We start from the raw sequence: 17,843 nt of genomic DNA on the forward strand, positions 1-17,843 counted from the left end.
CTATTTGAACATGCTTTTAGTCAGGTTGTATGACAGGTGGTATGCTTTTAGTTATCAGTGACCTAGGTTTTATTACCTTTAAAACGTATAATATTGATTAGATAATCTATACTGTACTTATCATGAGAGGCCGTTGCTGAAATTATGTTCTCTTTATTTTTTTGATAATCTGTTTTGCTTAAGCGAACATCTCATATGCCTTTTTTAGATACGTTGAGACCGAAGCTACCTTCGGTAAATGAAGGCAGCTATCGGTTTGACTATCCGGAAGTATTTGTCTTAATCCTCACGGTCATACTTCTCGCTGTACATTTCAATTTTAATCCCCGCTCAATGGCACTTCTTGTCATTGTTTGCCTGCCAAGTTTAATGATCTTGATTTATAATTATCGACGCCAAAGCAGTTTTTGGACCTCTAATATTGTCGTTATTTTATTGGCAGTGGTGATAGGGTCGTTACAGTTCTGCGCTGTGATGTCTATCAGTCTAGCCGCCTTAATCAGCCTTCGCGTCATTATCAGCAATTCTGAGAACCAGCTTAAGCTCATTACTGTGTCGATAGTGACGGTTATTGCTTTTTATTATGTCAGTGTGACCTTAAACGGTCCCAATATGGACTGTTATGAAGGCTGGCTACCCTCTGTAGTACTATTAGCAACTATAACTGTCATTTTATACCAGTTTCGCTATGTTTATAGGGAATATATCAATCATGAAGCACGTGCTCATCAGGCAGTAGGGCGGCTAAGTACCATGGTATCGGTCATCAATAAATTGACGCGCTTTGTACCACCGCAGGTCTGGGAGCCAATTGTTAAGGAAGACATTCCCGTTAACGTTTCTAATAAGCGTGCCAAGCTGACCATTATGTTTTCAGACATTGTTGGTTTTACTGAACTTTCTGATAGCCTAAGCCCTGATAATTTGGCGGATATTTTGAATACCTATATGCATTGCATGACTTTGATTGCCAACAAGCATGGCGCCGTTTTGGATAAGTTTATTGGAGATGGCATGGTGTTTTTTTTTGGTGAGCCAGATAGCCGCGGTGCGCGCCAAGATGCTTTAGACTGTATTGCAATGGCAATAGATATGCGCCGTGAAATGCGAACTTTGAGGCAGAAATGGCGGTTGATGGGCTTTGAGGGGCTGTACATACGTATTGGCATCAGTACAGGCTATTGTCATGTTGGTAATTTTGGCAGTAACAACCGTCTTAGCTATACATTGATTGGTAAAGAGGCCAATCTGGCGTCAAGACTAGAGTCTAGTGCGGGTAAAGATGAGATATTGGTAAGCGAAAGTACTTATGATTATATTTGCCATAATTATGAGTGCCAGCATGCTGGCGCGTTTCAGCTAAAAGGATTTGATAACAAGGTAAACGCCTGGAAAGTATTTGATCCTGATACGCATAAGGGACATTTATCAAAGTGGGTTGACCACACGCTACCAGGGTTTAACTTACATCTGAACTTTAAAGATATGAGTGACAGTGATTATCAGGATATCAGAGCGCGATTAAATTTTGCGCTTGAGCGTGTTGAGCAGGAGCAAGAAAAGGTAGCCACTGATATAGAAGCAGAAAGTAAACGTAGCGATAGCAACCCTAATTAAGCGCTCAAGAAATACTGTTTTTTAAGATGGGATGCACTATTTGACTTGTATTTCTTTTATTTTGGATTGACGTACATAAATACGTTTAAGTGGAAAAAAGCCAGCTATCATATGATAGCTGGCTTTTTTAATATAACAACAAACAAATTTATGACACACCCTAGTGTTTAATGGTTTTCTTTGGCATGGTTAAGGGTATATTTAGGAATCTCGATGGTTAAATCGTCTTCATCAAGCATTACCTGACAAGATAGGCGTGAGTCAGGCTCTAATCCCCAAGCGCGATCCAATAAATCTGCTTCGATATCGTCCATCTCTTCTAGGCTATTGAAACCCTTACGTACTACCACATGGCAAGTAGTACAAGCCTTTGACATCTCACAAGCATGTTCAATTTTGATGCCTTTTTCTAGCAGCGCTTTACAAAGGTTCTCACCAGACTCTAGCTCAACTTCGGTGCCTTCAGGGCAAATTTCGTGATGGGGTAGTACGGTAATCTTTGGCATAAATATTTTATCCGATGCTAATCAATTTAAAAAATGAAAAATCAGCTTAGTAAAGGTGCTAAGCGGTAATTTTAACGTATTTGTTACCAGTCTTGGGCGCTAGTTCCTGCCATGCTGGTTTTGACGCTTTGATTCATAATACGAGCGGCAAAAGCATCACTATGGGGTTTAAGCTTGGCTTGCTGTGCTTCGATAAGCGCTAAGTCATCAGTGCTGAGTACGGTTTGTAGCGCTTGTATTTGCTCTGCTAATGCTTGCTGCTCTTCAGGCGATATTAATGAGGCAAATTCTTTAAGGGCAGACTGTAGTGCCAATACTTCGCGCTCAGCCTCTACTTTGGTCTCGATTAAAGAGCGTGCATTTTTATCTTCTTCTGCATGCTTGAATCCTGCCACCAGTAATTGTTCTTTTTGCTCATCTGATAAACCATAAGCAGGTACAATTTCAATTTTGCTTTCTGTCTTGGTGGTGGTCTCTTGAGCACTGACGGTAAGCTGCCCATTAGCATCAATACTAAAAGTCACTTCAATGCGCGCAAATCCAGCCTTCATTGGCGGGATGCCATATAGCTCAAAACGCCCAAGTGAACGGCAGTTTTCCACGGTTTCGCGCTCGCCCTGTACTACATGAATCACCATACCTGTTTGACCATCTTGATAGGTCGTAAATACTTGGCGTTTTTTGACAGGGATTGGAGTGTTGCGTGGGATAAGCACTTCAACCAGACCGCCCATCGTTTCAAGACCTAGCGATAGTGGTGTTACATCTAATAATAGTAGATTGTTGTCACTGTCGCCATTGATCAATTGATGCGCCGTTTGAGCAGCGCCTAAAGCGACTACTTCATCTGGATTAAGACGACAAAGTGGTTCTTTGCCAAAAAAGTCTGTCACGACTTGCTGTACAGCAGGCATGCGTGTAGAGCCACCGACCAAAATTACTTCGTCTAATTCTGAAGCAGACAGTTTGGCGTCGCGTAATACTTGCTCGCATACACTTAGTGTACGGCGGCTAACTGGTTCTGCGATAGCCAGTAAATCTTTGCGGTGTAAGATACCTTGAAAAGATTGCTCATTGACAGTGATGCTGATAGCAACTTGCTCAGCATCAGTCAATGCTTGTTTATACGCTTTGGCTTGTTGCGCAAGTATCGATTTGTCATGACGACTCACGTCTTTAGGGTCGATGTTTAATTGTTTGATAAGCCAGTTGGTCATAAGACGGTCTATATCATCACCACCCAAGGCACTGTTACCGCCGGTCGCCAATACTTCAAAGACGCCATCAGTCAGCTTTAAAATAGACACGTCAAAGGTACCGCCACCCAAATCATAGATTAAATAATAGCTTTCTAACTCATTGCTTTGTGTTGTCTGGTCGAGACCGTAGGCAACGGCAGCAGCAGTGGGCTCATTCAAGAGACGTAAAACATTGATACCTGCCGCTTGCGCCGCATCTTTTGTCGCTTGACGTTGAGCTTCATCAAAATAGGCTGGAACGGTAATGACCGCGCCTTCGATGCTATCTGCAGGCAATGTACTTGCAGCACGTTGCTCAAGCGCTGCTAATATACGTGCTGAGACTTCGACCGGAGAAACATCCCCTTGGCTGGTCACGAATGCTGGCATATCGTCTTTGTTGCCACTCAACTCATAAGGATGAGAGAACTTAATATCCGCTTGACTACGGCCCATAAACCGCTTAGCCGAGACGATCGTATTTTTTGGATCATCCGCTAAATGGGCTAGGGCATCATAGCCAACAAGAGGCTTGCCTGTACTGGGATAATAAACAACAGAAGGGAGTAAGGTATCTGTACTTGTGCCTGCTTCTAAGACCTGCGCTTTGCCTGAACGTACCACTGCCACTAATGAGCGTGTGGTACCAAGATCGATTCCCAGACCAAAATGATGCTGGTGAGGTTGAGCGCTTTGATTGGGTTCGGCAATTTGCAATAAAGACATAAGATAACTCAGAGATAAAATGAATAAGTGAAATGGAGCAAATACAACATACGCACTACCGCAGCTATCTTACTATAGAAACAGAAAAGCCGATCGGTTAAGAGTGCTTAAAATAAAATATTAAACGTATAAATCATCGTCATCTGAATGTTCAGTAGTAGCCACTTCATCAAGTCCTGTGGTTACGTCAGCATTCAATTTTACTAAAAACTTGAGTTTTTGGGTCGCATCGATCGCTGTTTGCCAGTCTTGATTTTGGTAGGCACTACTAAAGCGTTGAGACTGTTTAGCCAGACGTTCAGTAATCTGTGGATGTAGCTGTTGTAAGGTTGAACGATTTTTATCGTCAATGGCTTCATCTAAATCAATCCGCATCTGCATCGCATCTTCTAAAAAATCTAAGTCTGCGATAGAGTGCTCCACATTCTGTGCTTGGCCTGCCATATCTAATAGGTAGCTTGCCCGGCTATCGGGGGCGCTTAATGCTTGATACGCTTGGTTGATTAGCGCAGAAGCTTGCTCAGATTGCTGTTTCGCTTGTGCAGCATCTGTGCCGTTTTTGACGACATTGTCAGGGTGATAACGTTTTTGTAGCAGACGTAAATGTTGGTCGAGGTTGTCTTGATTGACTTCAAATTGTACAGGTTGCTCAAATAGGGCAAAGAAGTTATCAAACTGTGCTTCTTGAGTAATATTTGTCATGTCATACGCCTTACTTTTTTATTTGTTTTTTAAGTTTTTCAGACTAAGGACTTGTTTACGACTGGGTTCATTATACCGTTGTAGCTGTAATAGTTCATCGCTTGAGCTTAAATTACCAGCTAAGCTTAAACACAAAGTACGAAAGCCCTAGACTGTAAAGGACTCACCGCAACCACATTCACCCTTTTGATTGGGGTTAGTGAACTTAAAACCTTCGTTTAAACCTTCTTTTTCATAGTCCATTAGTAGCCCATCTAAATATACTAGGCTTTTAGGATCAATAAAGATACTAACATCGCGGCTTTCATAGCGCGTGTCATTTTCGTCAGGCGTATCGACGAACTCTAAAACATAGGCTAAGCCTGAACAGCCAGCCGTACGAATGCCCACTCGAATGCCTTCACCTTTGCCGCGGTTGTCCAAAAAATCTCGAACATGCTGGGCGGCGCGTTCTGTCATTTCAATCATGCCAACTCCCATTGATTATCAATAATAGAGGTATTAACTTAATTAAGAAGCCATTAATAAAAAAAATATGTATTATAAAATGGTGCCGAGATAGATTCTATCTAAACTGACAATATAAAGTAAAAGGTGACAATTGCATAAGCGTCATTGTCACCTTTTTAGCGTCAGTCGCTTTCAGTAATTCGTTAACACTGTACTACCATAAAGATATAGCGCACAGGCTAAACGATTTAGCTGGTAGCTTCTTCTGTAACAGCGTCAGCTGCTGTACTATGCTTACCTTTATAGTCGCTGATAGCGGCTTTAATGGCATCTTCTGCTAGTACAGAGCAATGCACTTTTACTGGTGGCAATGCCAATTCTTCAGCGATATCGTTGTTCTTAATTTCGCCAGCTTGATCCAAGCTCTTGCCTTTAAGCCACTCGGTAACGAGCGAGCTTGATGCAATTGCTGAACCGCAGCCATAAGTCTTAAAGCGTGCATCTTCGATAACACCGTTGTCATCGACTTGGATTTGTAGACGCATTACGTCGCCACAAGCTGGGGCACCAACCATACCAGTACCGATATTTTTGGCGTTTTTATCAAAATTACCAACGTTGCGTGGGTTTTCGTAATGATCAATAACTTGGTCACTATAGGCCATGAGGTTTTCTCCTAGTTAGATGATGAGCAATAACTGATTAGTTTGAAGTGTTATTTGCTCATCGATAATTGGGGTCAAACACGTAATTTAATTGTCTGATCAATCGTTTGATGGCTACATTTAATAGCCATGTTTATATTCTCAATAATTTTAGTGCTCAGCCCATTCGACTGAATTTAAATCAACACCTTCTTGGTACATATCCCAAAGTGGTGATAGCGCGCGTAATTTATCAACGGCTTCATGCATTTGCTTAATAACGGTTTCGATATCTTCTTCAGTGGTATAGCGACCGAAGCTGAAACGTATCGAGCTGTGTGCCAATTCATCTGGGCGACCAATAGCACGTAGTACATAGGATGGTTCAAGTGTCGCTGACGTACAGGCCGAACCTGATGAGACAGCTAAGTCTTTTAGCGACATCATTAATGACTCGCCTTCGACAAAGTTAAAGCTGATATTTACGATATTAGGTACACTGTTCTCTAAATCACCGTTAAGGTAGATCTCTTCGATATCTTGTAGACCGTCCCACAGTTTTTGACGTAGTTTCGCTGCGTGAGCATGGTCTTCTTGGTAACGCTCATTGGCTAAGGCAAATGCGGCACCAATACCAACGATTTGATGGGTTGGCAAGGTACCAGAACGCATACCACGCTCATGACCACCACCGTGTTGTTCGGCTTTCAAACGAATACGAGGCTTACGGCGAACAAATAGCGCACCGATACCTTTAGGACCGTATGCTTTGTGACCTGAAAAACTCATTAAGTCGATTTTCATTTCTTCGAGATTAATCAGCACTTTACCTACAGACTGTGCGCCATCGACATGGAAAACCACACCGGCTTCACGAGTGATATCGCCAATAGCAGCCACATCAGTAATCGTACCAAGTTCGTTGTTTACCATCATCAGTGAGACTAAGATAGTGTCTTCACGCAAAGCATCTTTAACTTGTTCTGGTAAAATCAAACCAGTGCTTGGCTGTGGCTCAAGATAAGTAATGTCAAAACCTTCTTGCTCAAGCTCACGGCAAGTATCTAACACTGCTTTGTGTTCAATTTTGCTGGTAATGATGTGTTTGCCACGAGACTGATAGAAATGTGCTGCGCCTTTAATGGCTAAGTTATCAGACTCTGTCGCACCAGAAGTGAAGACGATTTCGCGTGGATCAGCGTGGATCACTTCAGCCACTTGCTGACGCGCTGTTTCTACCGCTTCTTCTGCTTGCCAGCCATAGCCGTGCGAGCGCGAGGCTGGATTACCAAAGATGCCATCTACAGTCAGATACTCGCTCATTTTAGCAGCTACTGACTTTGCAACTGGCGTGGTGGCGGCATAATCTAAGTATATAAGGTTGTTATGTTGGCTCATGCTGGGTTTGCCTCGCTGTTCGATAGGGTAATAGTATTGATATCTTTTATAGAAATACTTTTAGTGGGTGTGTGCTGACGTTCTGAGACTAATTGCACATTTTCCATGTCTAGTAATTGCGCTAATGTTATATTTTTCAAGTACTGTTCGATATGATTGGACAATGCACACCATAAATCATGGGTTAGACACATTGTACCACCTTGACAGTCACCGCGTCCTTCGCACTGCATCGCATCAACTGATTCGTCGACAGCAGAGATGATGCTCATGACATCTATCTCGTGCAATGGTTTTGCGAGGTGATAGCCACCTGCTGCACCGCGAATACTAGTAACGAGACCACGTTTACGTAGTTTAGAGAATAGTTGCTCCAGATACGAGATAGAAATCGATTGCCGTTTGGCAATATCAGATAATGATACTGCACTGTCTTGTTGACTGGTTTGTAGTGCCAAATCCAATAATGCAGTAACGGCGTATCTGCCTCGGGTAGTCAAACGCATGTGTTATCTCCAAACTTTTATGTTTTTTATATTTAACAACGATCTTAACGAAAAGGTATCTATGGGCACTATTGAAATAACATGAGAGTGGCCTATCAGAGTATCTACATATCTACCGCTAAGTTGTGTTCTATCGTCATTAAACAACAGATGGTGCACCCGATGTGTGTAACGATTAATCCAATTATACTTAATCCCGAGTAATTTAGTCAAGATTAAAATGTGGTTGAATGGTTAATGCAGCTTATAACTGTGATTGATAAAAACAATGTGATCAATAGTGTTAATAATAAGGGCAATAAAAGAGGGGGCAGTGCGAGAGGAATGTTGATGTTTAGAGCAATTGGCATATGAGTATAAAAGCCGAACAAAGCGTTTAATATCTTATTACAGGCATTAAGCGCTCAATTCATCAAACAATATAATAGTTGCAGTTAAATGTATTTTTAGTATTGCCGAACTCGGCATTGTCTAAACTAATTCATTAATAATGCGATGATTGATCCAACCATCACAACGAGCGCGACCACCGTCACGATCATGAATGTTTTTTGCTTGCTTTGTAATTCTTTAACCGTGGTTTCAAGTTCGCGGTTTTTGATGGTCAAGGTATTGATTTGAGTTTGTTGTTCTTTAATGCGTAGCTTATAGCTTTCCTTCTTATCTGCCATTTCAGCTTCTGTAGGTTTGGATTTGCCTTTGCCACCTTTTATCTTTTTAATCAAGCCTTGGATTAAGCTACCAAGACCGAGTTGCATAATAAACTGCTTGACCAGCTGTACCTGAACGGACTCCCCACGCATCTGTAGCTTTTCCGTGGTTTCGCTATCGTGAGTGGTAATCGCGTTGATTACTTGAAGACTATAAGCATTGATGACGACGTCAGGCTCGCTACGCCCGATGGGTAAATTGGAATCGAGCAACACACCTTTGGTACTAAAAGTGGCGAAAACCTCTACATGTGGTAAATATAAGCGCAGCGCCACGACAGTACCTTGCTTGGCAAGTGGATAAGCGGCTTTACGTAGCTCGGGGTCTAGACGTAACAGTAGGGTCAGCGCCGACTCGATGAACACCAGAATAATATTGAGAAAAGAGTGAGACAACGTAGAACGCTTCATGTAAGTAATCCGTTTTTTATTTGGCAAATCAGAGGCAAAAGACAAACAAGAGTCGAAACCCATCCAAGATGTGCAGTGATATTTTGCTTATATTAACGTCTTTATAATAAAAAGTAACGCTAGTTTCTATTAATTCGCTACCAGTGGGTAAATTATTACCTTACAATTCGGCAGTCGATAAAGACACTGGTATTAATGACTGGTAATGTATTGATATTGCGTAGCAACGGCTGCAAACCATAAATTGACACAGTTCGGCTACGTAAGCCGAACTCATAGTAAGCTAAAGTGATGAGTAGTTAGAACCGTTGCAGATGTTTTGCGTAACATTGAGTGTCAAATACGTAGTACAGTACACAAAAATATGTAAAATCGCTTGCGCTCCCTATGCTGCCTTGATATAAAGACGATAACAAAGTGAAACTCGTTAATATGTGGGTCAGGTAGTTTTTATTGCTTAAGTGCTATGAGAGCGTTACAATACTTGGCGTGAGCATTTATTATCCCCTTAAACTTGAAGGAAATTTTATGAATAAGTCAGAATTAATTGATAGCATCGCAGACAAAAGTGGTCTAAATAAAACCCAAGCTGGTGATGCATTGAATGCTGTTATGGAAAGTGTTGGTGAAGCATTAGAAGCTGGCGATAGTATCTCATTGGTTGGCTTTGGTACTTTTAGCGTAAAAGACCGTAAAGCCCGTACAGGCCGTAACCCTAAGACTGGTGAAGAGCTTAGTATTCCAGCAAGCAAAGTACCAAGCTTCAAAGCTGGCAAAAACTTAAAAGAGCGCTTAAACTAAGAAAGTTTATTTCTATTATAGATAAGCGCTATATAATGAACGTGATATACGAATAAAAATAGCGTTTGTTAGCAGTAAAATAATAGACAGTCGCTCATAGCGTAGTTCACAATAGAAGCACTAAAAAAGCACCTAATATTTAGGTGCTTTTTTAGTGCTATAGTTTGCATCATATAACGTGAATATTTTGAGTCTGCATCAAAAATCACGTATCATAGGGCGCGCGATAGACGCATTGTCAAAATCAGGTTGCTGCAACACAACCTATATAACATGTACATGTTCTTACTCTTACCATTGCCTGCTTAGATAGCATCGATATTAATAATAGTATTACAATGGTTTTTCATCAATATAGGTTAATAAAGTAGAGATAACTATGGATAAATTGCGCGATTTTTTAAAAAGCTGGCCAGGTCGCATTTTATTGATTTTATGCCTATCGCCACTCGCTCTATTGGGTGTCGAAAGCTATTTTGGCGGTGGCGTTGATCCCAACCAAGTTGCTCAGGTGGGTGATGCAAGTATTGGGCTGTCAGAGTATCAGACTGCCGTGAATAACCGTCGTACCGAAATATTAGAGCAGGTTGATGATGCCAGTCTATTAAATGAAGATGTACTGCATGAGCAAGTATTAAAAGGGCTCATTGATCGTACCTTATTAGAGCAGCAAGCGGGCAAGCTTGGTATGACCGTTTCTGATGACACGATTAATCGTCTGCTGCGTCAAGAAGAGATATTTAAAGATGCAGAAGGCAACTTCTCTAACGATCAGTTTTCGAATTTTTTACGTCAGCGCAATATGACAAAAGATCAGCTGTTTGCTGAATTTCGTAATCAACTAAGCCTCGACCAGCTCAATGCCAGTATCGTTGGTACCGCTATTTATCCGATGCAAGCGGTCAGTCAATTAATCGATCTACAGCTTGAGTCGCGCAACATCTGGCTACATCGCTTTAATTGGCAAGACTATCAAGACAAAGTGAAACTGAGCAAAAATGACATGCAAGCGTATTATGATAGTAATAAAGAAACGCTAAAAAGTGCAGCAATGGTCGATTTGGCTTATCTGCAACTGAGTCCGCAAACCATTGAGGTGAGCGACGTTACTAAAGAAGATTTACAGCAGCAATATGAAGCATATAAGCAAGGTCTTGCGATCACTGACGAGCGTAAAGTTAGCCAAATCCTATTAACTGGTGATAACGCTAAGGCTCGCGCTGATAAAGTGAAAGCGCGCCTAGATAAAGGTGAATCATTTGCCAAGCTTGCTAAAGCAGAGTCTGATGATCCATCAGGAGAAACGGGCGGCGATATCGGTCGCTTTAACGCGGCAGTATTTGGTAATGACGCCACTGCTGTTGAAAAGGCCCTAGAGGGTCTAAATGTTGGTGATGTCACGGCACCTATTAAGACCAGCTTTGGCTATCAAATATTTACGGTTACCGAAGACAATGGTAGCAAAATGCCAAGCCTAGAAAGCATGCGTGACGAGTTGACGGTTAAAGCAAAAGAATATAAGCGTCAGGAAATATATGCCGATAAAGTGACGTCGATTAATGACTTGGCCGCAGATGGTTTTAGTATCGAAGATATTGCTCAGCAAGAAAACGTGACGCTCAAGCATATCAAAGATTACCGTAAAGAAAACAACCAATCGGTACTGTCTCAACCAGCAGTAATCAAGCAAGCGTTTGATGAATTTACGATTCAAGATCAAGCAGTAACTGCAGGTATAAAAGTTGGGAATGGTACAGTATGGGTACAGCCGAGTAATTATCGTCCGACTAAAGTATTAACCTTATCAGCGGCTACACCGATAATCACTCAAGTATTACGTCAACAAAAAGCCACGGCGTTGGCGCTAAAAGATGCTCAAGCAGTTGCTGCTGGGATTAAAACCACTGCTGATATCAGTAAGCAACCAGTCAGCTTTCAAGCATTGGGTGATGTGAACCGTCAGACCACAGTATTGACAGAAAAAGAGCGTGGGCTAGCGTTCAGTAAGCAAGCGGCTGAAAATGCTGTCGTGGCCGTTGCTAGCGAATCTGAGATGGGTGCGACGGTATTGGTGGGCGATCGTATTAAGACGGAGCAGCAATCACCATTGTCTGATATGCAAAGAGCACAAACCGCGACCATTATTCGTGATAACTTAGGTCAAGACCAGCTACAAGATTATTTAGATTATCTACGTTTGGTGTATAAAGTTGAGATTAATGACTCTAATATGGCCAATGCGCAGGGACGTTAAGCGTTTGGCTGGTCTTTAAACTTAAACAGCCATAAATATTTGATATGAAAAAGCCACTGTAACTATAGTTACAGTGGCTTTTTTCAATACTTATATTAACACATGAAGTGCTGTTTAGAGCATATCAATGACGGAAATGACGCATGCCAGTGAATACCATGGCGATACCATGCTCATTTGCCGCAGCGATGGTCTCATCATCACGCATAGAGCCGCCTGGCTGAATGATAGCAGCGATACCTACTTCAGCTGCATTATCAATGCCATCACGGAACGGGAAGAAAGCATCAGATGCCATTACTGCGCCTTCAGTGGCAAGTCCTGCATGCTCAGCCTTGATAGCAGCGATACGGGCTGAGTTAATACGGCTCATTTGACCCGCACCCACACCGATAGTGCGCTGACCTTTGGCATAAACGATGGCGTTGGATTTGACGTATTTTGCCACATTCCAGCTAAACAGCAGGTCAGCAATTTGTGCTTCAGTTGGCTGCACGTCAGTGACAATTTTTAGATCATCTGCTGTAATTAGACCAAGATCTTGTTCTTGAACAAGCAAACCACCGTTGACACGTTTATAGTCAAGCTGGCCATCGCGCTGATCTGGTGTTGGTAACTCACCGCATACCAATACGCGGACATTTTTCTTTGACGCAGTCGCTTCAAGAACACCGTCTTCAATGCTAGGGGCAATAATAACTTCTACAAACTGATTGTCGATAATGGCTTTAGCAGCCACCAACGTCAAGGGGCGGTTAAAGGCAATGATGCCACCAAAAGAAGACTCAGGGTCAGTGCTAAAGGCAGTGCGATAAGCGGCTACTTGATCGTTATCCACTGCAACGCCGCAAGGGTTGGCGTGCTTAACGATAACGCAGGCAGGCGTACTAAAGGCTTTAACGCATTCAAGCGCTGCATCAGTATCGGCAATATTATTGTACGATAACGCTTTACCTTGCAACTGCTTAGCGGTCGCAATAGAGGCTTGTTGGCTTTTTAACGGCTGATTTTCAGTATAAAAAGCGGCGTTTTGATGCGGGTTTTCGCCATAACGTAGGTCTTGAACTTTTTCAAGCTGAACATTAAATGTACGCGAAAAATTCTCAGGTTCTTGATTTTCATTAACACGGCTGCCTAAGAAATTGGCAATCATACCGTCGTATTGGGCAGTATGTTCAAATGCCTTGACCGCTAAGTCGTAGCGTAGGGCCGTTGTCAACTCAGTGCCATCCCCTAAGGCTGCAAGTATGCGCTGATAATCTGCTGGATCGGTAACGATACCTACGTGAGCATGGTTTTTTGCCGCCGAACGCACCATCGTAGGACCGCCAATATCGATGTTTTCGATGGCATCATTCATGGTAACGTCGCTACGAGCAATGGTTTGAGCAAAAGGATATAGATTTACCACAACCAAATCAATACGCTCAATCGCGTGCTCACTCATCACTGCATCATCGGTACCACGGCGGCCTAAGATACCACCATGAATTTTCGGATGCAGCGTTTTAACACGGCCATCCATCATTTCAGGAAAGCCAGTGTAATCTGACACTTCGGTCACATCGACATTGTTTTCTGTGAGTAGCCGATAAGTACCGCCAGTAGACAATAAGCCAAAACCTGCTTTAATGAGGCCTTGAGCAAATTCAACGATATTAGATTTATCGGAAACTGATAATAGAGCAAGTGGGGTTGTACTCATAAAAAAACTTCCATAAAAAAAGCCTGACATTGATGTCTGGCAAGGTGATAGCGACAATCATTGCAGACATGGTCACCATGGATAAAGTCACGATAGATAAGGTCATGAATAATGAATGGCCATGCATAAGAATTGTCAGTGAAAATAGGTAGACTCATATAGCCGGTGCTACATTAAATCATAAGTTTTGAGTTTTTTGCGTAAGGTGCCGCGATTGAGACCTAAAATTTGCGCACATTTGGTTTGATTGCCCCGAGTTTTTTCAAGGACGACGGATAGCAGGGGTTCTTCGACTTGTCTTAAGATAAGCTCGTATAGGTCGGTGGGCATCTCATCGCCTAGCATCGAAAAATACTGGCGTACCACACGCTCAACATGTACCCGCAGAGGCTCTTGCGCATGACTATTATGGTTGTCTGGAGCGTACTCAACATCTTGAGTGGGGTGAAGGCAGTTTTCTTTAGTATAGTCGGCAGGATGCTCAGAGCTTTTGGCAAAATGATTGGCATTATGCTGTACATGAGGTGCCATAAGATAATGTCCTTTGGGTTAGAAAGAGTCAAACCGTAAGATGTTAAGGCATTATATCAAATTAACATCGTCTAGCACCGAAAGATTGGTCACTATCTTAGCATTACCGTTGATTTGCCTCTTGTCTGGATTAGACTTTGATGAATTAGGGCGTAACCTCAAACTGAACGAAAGCGAGTAAATAGGCTAGAGATATTATAGCCTATCCAAAAAGTATAAATAAAAATAGGCTTAATACAGAGCATTTAAGGTCACTTCGCGAATTTGTGCATTAGCAACAGGTATTGTAAACAGTAGTTTTCTGTCACTATTAGCGGCTAATTGATTCTGCTTGCTCAATAGATAATCGTCTGGTGCCGCGATAAATTCACCAATCAGATTGTCTGCGCCGTAAACGCTGACCTTAACATTAGGGTATAGCTGCGCGGTTGCGCTCTGATTACTCAATGTGGCGCTGACATCGCTAAACCTGCCGGTTTGATTGATTTGACTGGGTTTGTGACTGGGGTTGTTAATAGTAAATGCCATTAGATCTGCACTGGGTAAACTACAAGCCGCGATCGAACATATGGCTTGAAGGCGCTCTGCATGAGCGGGGGTTTTTACCAAGGTTTCTAAGTTGAAAATGACATATTGTGCAAAAAGCAACATGGCTAATACCAAGCATCCGAGTATCCACAGTAACGATGCGACCGAGCGCCTTTCAGGAGTTGAGCTGTGATGGGCTGGTGGTTTTTTTACAGCCCCTCTATTTACAGTCCCGTTAGTAGCAGCACTGTCTTCATGTTTGAGTGGCACACCCATATCGAGTAATAACTGCGATAAATCTGTATCATCTTGCGGTATGTTTTGGTCTATATTTTGGTCTTTAAGGAGTTTTTCGAGCCAGGCGTTGTCAGTGGCAGCATCAACGTTTGCACGAATATCATTAGCGGCTGCCGAACTTAGTGCAACCTGTGCGGATGATGAGTGGTTTGTTACAGTGTTAGAAGTTGATTTCACCAATGAATTGGCGTTTTTATCAGACGTTTTAGCGCGGCTCTTTGAGGGGGTGTTCGTTGTTGTAGAGCTAAGACTGGCTTGAGTCAACCAAGCATCCATACTATCTAAAGAGTCATACTCCAAACCGCTCTCTTTTGACTCATCGATATCCATATCATCATAAATCAAGTCGTCATGAATCAATGTATCGGATGGGAAGTCTTTTGATGACCGTGCTTTAGGTTGAGTAGAGTCGATATCTGCTTGAATAGTAGTGTCATTGAGGGAGTTAGGAGTGACGATTAGATGCTTATTGACCAAAAAATTTCGCTGGCATTGATCACAGCTAACAGTGGCGTTGACTTTATTTAACTGAGTTTGTTTTACTTTAAAGCAAGCTTGGCAATGAGGGCACTGGGTTTTTATTGGGGTGGTCATAGGGTTGAATCCAAGAAAGTATGGTTATCACTACCGCTGAGCCACTCACTAAAAGCTGCCTATGGTGCTAATACTGCCATTTAAAAGCTCTAAAATTCTATGAGTCATGGACAGAGTGGCGTCAAACACATAACATTTGACTGCCCTCTATCGTAACAGATGTAATTAAATGTTGCTAGCCTGTAAATATACCAGATAAACGCTGCCAATGTTGGTCTTCTTGTGCCGTAAAAGCATGTTTTGCATCAAGCGTAAAATAAGGTTGGTAAGCCGCCGTTACTTGTTCGGTTTGCGACTCGATTAAGCCTGCCAATACAATGCGACCTTTCGGTGCGATTAAGGTGGCGAAATAAGGGGCTAAGCCGATAAGTGGTTTGGCCAAAATATTGGCGATGATAGCTTCTACAGGTAAGACATCATTTTGCGAGCAGTAATCAGTGAAGTCTTCTGGCAAAAACGCTTGTAGACGATCACCAACATGGTTACGTGCTGCATTTTGATTGGTTGCGAGCACCGCTTGGGGATCAATATCGACTGCGTAAACTTGGCGTGCACCCAATAATAAAGCGGCGATGCCTAAAATACCTGAACCGCAACCGTAATCAATCACGACTTTGTCTTTTAAGTCTTGTTCTGTTAACCAGTCGAGGCATAAGCGTGTGGTGGCGTGATAGCCAGTACCAAAGGCTAAGCCAGGATCCATAATAATGTTAGTCGCGTCAGGATTGGGCGGCGTTAGCCAGTTAGGCACAATCCACAAGTTATTGGCACATTCTATTGGGTGATAGTTGCTCATCCATTCGCGCTCCCAGTCTTTGTCATCGACAGCACTTAGCCAAAGTCGGGTGGCTTGTACTTGTGCGGCGATGTCATGACTTAGCTGCTCGATGGCCTGACGATTACCAGCATCGGTAGTGGCATCAAATAATCCTGTTAGGATGACCTCATCCCACAGTGGTGACTCACCAGGAAGTGGCTCAAACAAAGGTTGATCACCTGCGTCGTCTAAGGCTATTGATAATGCGCCTGCCTCTAGTAGCAGCGCCTCAGCCAAATCGACGTTTGCTTTTTCACATTGTAAATGCAGTTGTTGCCATGCCATAACGATAACCTTAAGCTAAAATAAAAATGAATGTATGATTTGGATAAATAATGAGGGTGCAGAATAGAAAAAGTGAGTATAGTCAGTTGGAGATTAAAGTCGACACATTAATAACCATGCACTACTGGAGTAAGTTTTTCTGGCTTGCTGTGCCTACGCCGACAGAGGCTGCGAAAAATTTACTCCAGTAGCGCTTGTATCTATTCTAAAGTGATTTAACTATAGATTACAAAGTTATAAACTTAGTATCGATTCACTTCGATATGTCTTGATATTAACGCAATGCTTGTTTGGCTTCACTGACCACACGCGAGTTGCCTTGTGCTTGTCCTGACTGCAAAATTATTTGCCATAACGCACGCCTGCGATTAGCATCTTGAGAAACGCTCAGTCCACGGCGTGCCATGGCTTCTGCCTTGCGAGGTTGGTTCTTTTTCAGTGCTACTTGGGCCAAATAAAAATAAACCGCAGACGACTTGGGTGCCATGCGTTGAGCACGGGTAAAACTGTTTTCAGCATTGGTTAGTTGGCCAGATTTTAGCTGACTGATTCCCGCTTGCATCAAATTGCGAAATGCTGGTAGATTGCTGTTATTAATGACTGGTTGCTGGGATTTTTGTTGTGAGTTTTTTCTGGCACGCTCCAACAGCTCATTATGTGAAGGCGCTGATGGCTCAGAGATTATATAGTCTTCACGAGAAGGCGCTATTATAGTCGTGTCAGGCTGGGTCGACATTGGATTAGACGGTGCGAATACAGGCGTTTCTTGCGTCAATGGATTTGTTGACTCAGATGTAGGGTATGGCTCGATGGGATGATTGTTTTCGTTATCTGTTCTAACCATATCTGTATTAACAATGGGCGCTTGAGTGACCGTCGTTGTGGAGGTTTTTGGGGTTTGTGAGGATGGCACCGTTTGAACGGTCGAGGTTTTCATCGCAGTGGGCGTACTTGGTGCAGTTTGGCAAGCACTCAAACTTAGCATGCCAATCACAGCACTGGCTACGAGTAACGTATTGGCTGCTGTGTATTTTTTTAACGGGTTAATAATAGCTTCTTTAACCGATACAGTTTGTTGTAGAGGTAACACCATCTCGAGATCCTTTTTGATTTTTAATAGCAA

Annotated in this window: 16 protein-coding genes; 3 read left to right on the forward strand and 13 right to left on the reverse strand. The window is 42.6% G+C overall.

The features are described 5' to 3' along the window. Positions 1-195 precede the first annotated feature (195 nt). Positions 196-1,617, forward strand: coding sequence for an adenylate/guanylate cyclase domain-containing protein (locus EI162_RS00545; RefSeq protein ID WP_192522486.1), 1,422 nt, complete (start codon positions 196-198; stop codon positions 1,615-1,617). A 167-nt stretch (positions 1,618-1,784) separates the two neighbouring features. On the opposite strand, the gene fdx is transcribed toward EI162_RS00545, so the two are convergent. The 8 genes from fdx to EI162_RS00585 form a co-directional block, all read right to left on the reverse strand. Next, positions 1,785-2,123: an ISC system 2Fe-2S type ferredoxin gene (gene fdx / locus EI162_RS00550; protein ID WP_192522487.1), complete on the reverse strand. Its 339-nt coding sequence runs from the start codon at positions 2,121-2,123 to the stop codon at positions 1,785-1,787. Positions 2,124-2,206: 83 nt separating this feature from the next. After that, complete coding sequence (gene hscA, locus EI162_RS00555; protein WP_192522488.1) at positions 2,207-4,087, reverse strand: Fe-S protein assembly chaperone HscA; 1,881 nt, start codon at positions 4,085-4,087, stop codon at positions 2,207-2,209. A gap of 120 nt (positions 4,088-4,207) precedes the next feature. After that, positions 4,208-4,789 carry a Fe-S protein assembly co-chaperone HscB gene (gene hscB / locus EI162_RS00560; protein WP_192522489.1) on the reverse strand — a complete coding sequence of 194 codons (582 nt, stop codon included), beginning with the start codon at positions 4,787-4,789 and terminating at the stop codon, positions 4,208-4,210. Between the two features lie 147 nt (positions 4,790-4,936). Continuing rightward, on the reverse strand, positions 4,937-5,257 hold the full coding sequence (iscA, locus tag EI162_RS00565; RefSeq protein WP_025653020.1) for an iron-sulfur cluster assembly protein IscA: 321 nt from the start codon (positions 5,255-5,257) through the stop codon (positions 4,937-4,939). A gap of 230 nt (positions 5,258-5,487) precedes the next feature. Continuing rightward, positions 5,488-5,904: a Fe-S cluster assembly scaffold IscU gene (gene iscU, locus EI162_RS00570; protein WP_192522490.1), complete on the reverse strand. Its 417-nt coding sequence runs from the start codon at positions 5,902-5,904 to the stop codon at positions 5,488-5,490. A gap of 150 nt (positions 5,905-6,054) precedes the next feature. Beyond that, positions 6,055-7,281, reverse strand: coding sequence for an IscS subfamily cysteine desulfurase (locus EI162_RS00575; protein WP_192522491.1), 1,227 nt, complete (start codon positions 7,279-7,281; stop codon positions 6,055-6,057). After that, on the reverse strand, positions 7,278-7,787 hold the full coding sequence (locus tag EI162_RS00580; RefSeq protein WP_192522492.1) for an Rrf2 family transcriptional regulator: 510 nt from the start codon (positions 7,785-7,787) through the stop codon (positions 7,278-7,280). The genes EI162_RS00575 and EI162_RS00580 overlap by 4 nt, the downstream gene beginning before the upstream one ends. 476 nt (positions 7,788-8,263) lie before the next feature. Further along, positions 8,264-8,908 carry a hypothetical protein gene (locus tag EI162_RS00585; protein ID WP_192522493.1) on the reverse strand — a complete coding sequence of 215 codons (645 nt, stop codon included), beginning with the start codon at positions 8,906-8,908 and terminating at the stop codon, positions 8,264-8,266. Positions 8,909-9,436: 528 nt separating this feature from the next. On the opposite strand from EI162_RS00585, the gene EI162_RS00590 reads away from it, so the two are divergent. Both EI162_RS00590 and EI162_RS00595 read left to right on the forward strand, forming a co-directional pair. Beyond that, entirely contained in the window at positions 9,437-9,709 is a 273-nt protein-coding gene (locus tag EI162_RS00590) for an HU family DNA-binding protein (RefSeq protein WP_045445077.1), read from the forward strand. A 379-nt stretch (positions 9,710-10,088) separates the two neighbouring features. Next, positions 10,089-11,963, forward strand: a complete 1,875-nt coding sequence (locus EI162_RS00595) for a SurA N-terminal domain-containing protein (protein ID WP_192522494.1) — start codon at positions 10,089-10,091, stop codon at positions 11,961-11,963. Between the two features lie 124 nt (positions 11,964-12,087). Here the strand turns inward: EI162_RS00595 and purH are convergent, their stop codons facing one another. The 5 genes from purH to EI162_RS00620 form a co-directional block, all read right to left on the reverse strand. After that, positions 12,088-13,668: a bifunctional phosphoribosylaminoimidazolecarboxamide formyltransferase/IMP cyclohydrolase gene (gene purH / locus EI162_RS00600; protein WP_192522495.1), complete on the reverse strand. Its 1,581-nt coding sequence runs from the start codon at positions 13,666-13,668 to the stop codon at positions 12,088-12,090. A gap of 168 nt (positions 13,669-13,836) precedes the next feature. Further along, positions 13,837-14,199: a DNA-binding transcriptional regulator Fis gene (fis, locus tag EI162_RS14750; RefSeq protein WP_192522496.1), complete on the reverse strand. Its 363-nt coding sequence runs from the start codon at positions 14,197-14,199 to the stop codon at positions 13,837-13,839. A 231-nt stretch (positions 14,200-14,430) separates the two neighbouring features. Next, a complete protein-coding gene (locus tag EI162_RS00610; protein WP_192522497.1) occupies positions 14,431-15,618 on the reverse strand; it encodes a zinc-ribbon and DUF3426 domain-containing protein in 1,188 nt (395 codons plus the stop codon). A 175-nt stretch (positions 15,619-15,793) separates the two neighbouring features. Then, complete coding sequence (gene prmA / locus EI162_RS00615; protein WP_192522498.1) at positions 15,794-16,720, reverse strand: 50S ribosomal protein L11 methyltransferase; 927 nt, start codon at positions 16,718-16,720, stop codon at positions 15,794-15,796. 274 nt (positions 16,721-16,994) lie between these two features. Next, positions 16,995-17,813 carry a tetratricopeptide repeat protein gene (locus tag EI162_RS00620; RefSeq protein ID WP_192522499.1) on the reverse strand — a complete coding sequence of 273 codons (819 nt, stop codon included), beginning with the start codon at positions 17,811-17,813 and terminating at the stop codon, positions 16,995-16,997. Between the last annotated feature and the right edge of the window lie 30 nt (positions 17,814-17,843).

This window comes from Psychrobacter sp. FME6 (assembly GCF_014861365.1).
Lineage (GTDB): Bacteria > Pseudomonadota > Gammaproteobacteria > Pseudomonadales > Moraxellaceae > Psychrobacter.

What these genes read in the sequence shown, in the direction of transcription:
- EI162_RS00580 (WP_192522492.1), bottom strand. Translation starts at nt 7,787, where the DNA reads ATGCGTTTGACTACCCGAGGCAGATACGCCGTTACTGCATTATTGGAT.
- EI162_RS00610 (WP_192522497.1), bottom strand. Translation starts at nt 15,618, where the DNA reads ATGACCACCCCAATAAAAACCCAGTGCCCTCATTGCCAAGCTTGCTTT.
- hscA (WP_192522488.1), bottom strand. Translation starts at nt 4,087, where the DNA reads ATGTCTTTATTGCAAATTGCCGAACCCAATCAAAGCGCTCAACCTCAC.
- fis (WP_192522496.1), bottom strand. Translation starts at nt 14,199, where the DNA reads ATGGCACCTCATGTACAGCATAATGCCAATCATTTTGCCAAAAGCTCT.
- EI162_RS00575 (WP_192522491.1), bottom strand. Translation starts at nt 7,281, where the DNA reads ATGAGCCAACATAACAACCTTATATACTTAGATTATGCCGCCACCACG.
- EI162_RS00545 (WP_192522486.1), top strand. Translation starts at nt 196, where the DNA reads ATGCCTTTTTTAGATACGTTGAGACCGAAGCTACCTTCGGTAAATGAA.
- hscB (WP_192522489.1), bottom strand. Translation starts at nt 4,789, where the DNA reads ATGACAAATATTACTCAAGAAGCACAGTTTGATAACTTCTTTGCCCTA.
- EI162_RS00595 (WP_192522494.1), top strand. Translation starts at nt 10,089, where the DNA reads ATGGATAAATTGCGCGATTTTTTAAAAAGCTGGCCAGGTCGCATTTTA.
- iscA (WP_025653020.1), bottom strand. Translation starts at nt 5,257, where the DNA reads ATGATTGAAATGACAGAACGCGCCGCCCAGCATGTTCGAGATTTTTTG.
- prmA (WP_192522498.1), bottom strand. Translation starts at nt 16,720, where the DNA reads ATGGCATGGCAACAACTGCATTTACAATGTGAAAAAGCAAACGTCGAT.
- EI162_RS00590 (WP_045445077.1), top strand. Translation starts at nt 9,437, where the DNA reads ATGAATAAGTCAGAATTAATTGATAGCATCGCAGACAAAAGTGGTCTA.
- purH (WP_192522495.1), bottom strand. Translation starts at nt 13,668, where the DNA reads ATGAGTACAACCCCACTTGCTCTATTATCAGTTTCCGATAAATCTAAT.
- fdx (WP_192522487.1), bottom strand. Translation starts at nt 2,123, where the DNA reads ATGCCAAAGATTACCGTACTACCCCATCACGAAATTTGCCCTGAAGGC.
- iscU (WP_192522490.1), bottom strand. Translation starts at nt 5,904, where the DNA reads ATGGCCTATAGTGACCAAGTTATTGATCATTACGAAAACCCACGCAAC.
- EI162_RS00620 (WP_192522499.1), bottom strand. Translation starts at nt 17,813, where the DNA reads ATGGTGTTACCTCTACAACAAACTGTATCGGTTAAAGAAGCTATTATT.
- EI162_RS00585 (WP_192522493.1), bottom strand. Translation starts at nt 8,908, where the DNA reads ATGAAGCGTTCTACGTTGTCTCACTCTTTTCTCAATATTATTCTGGTG.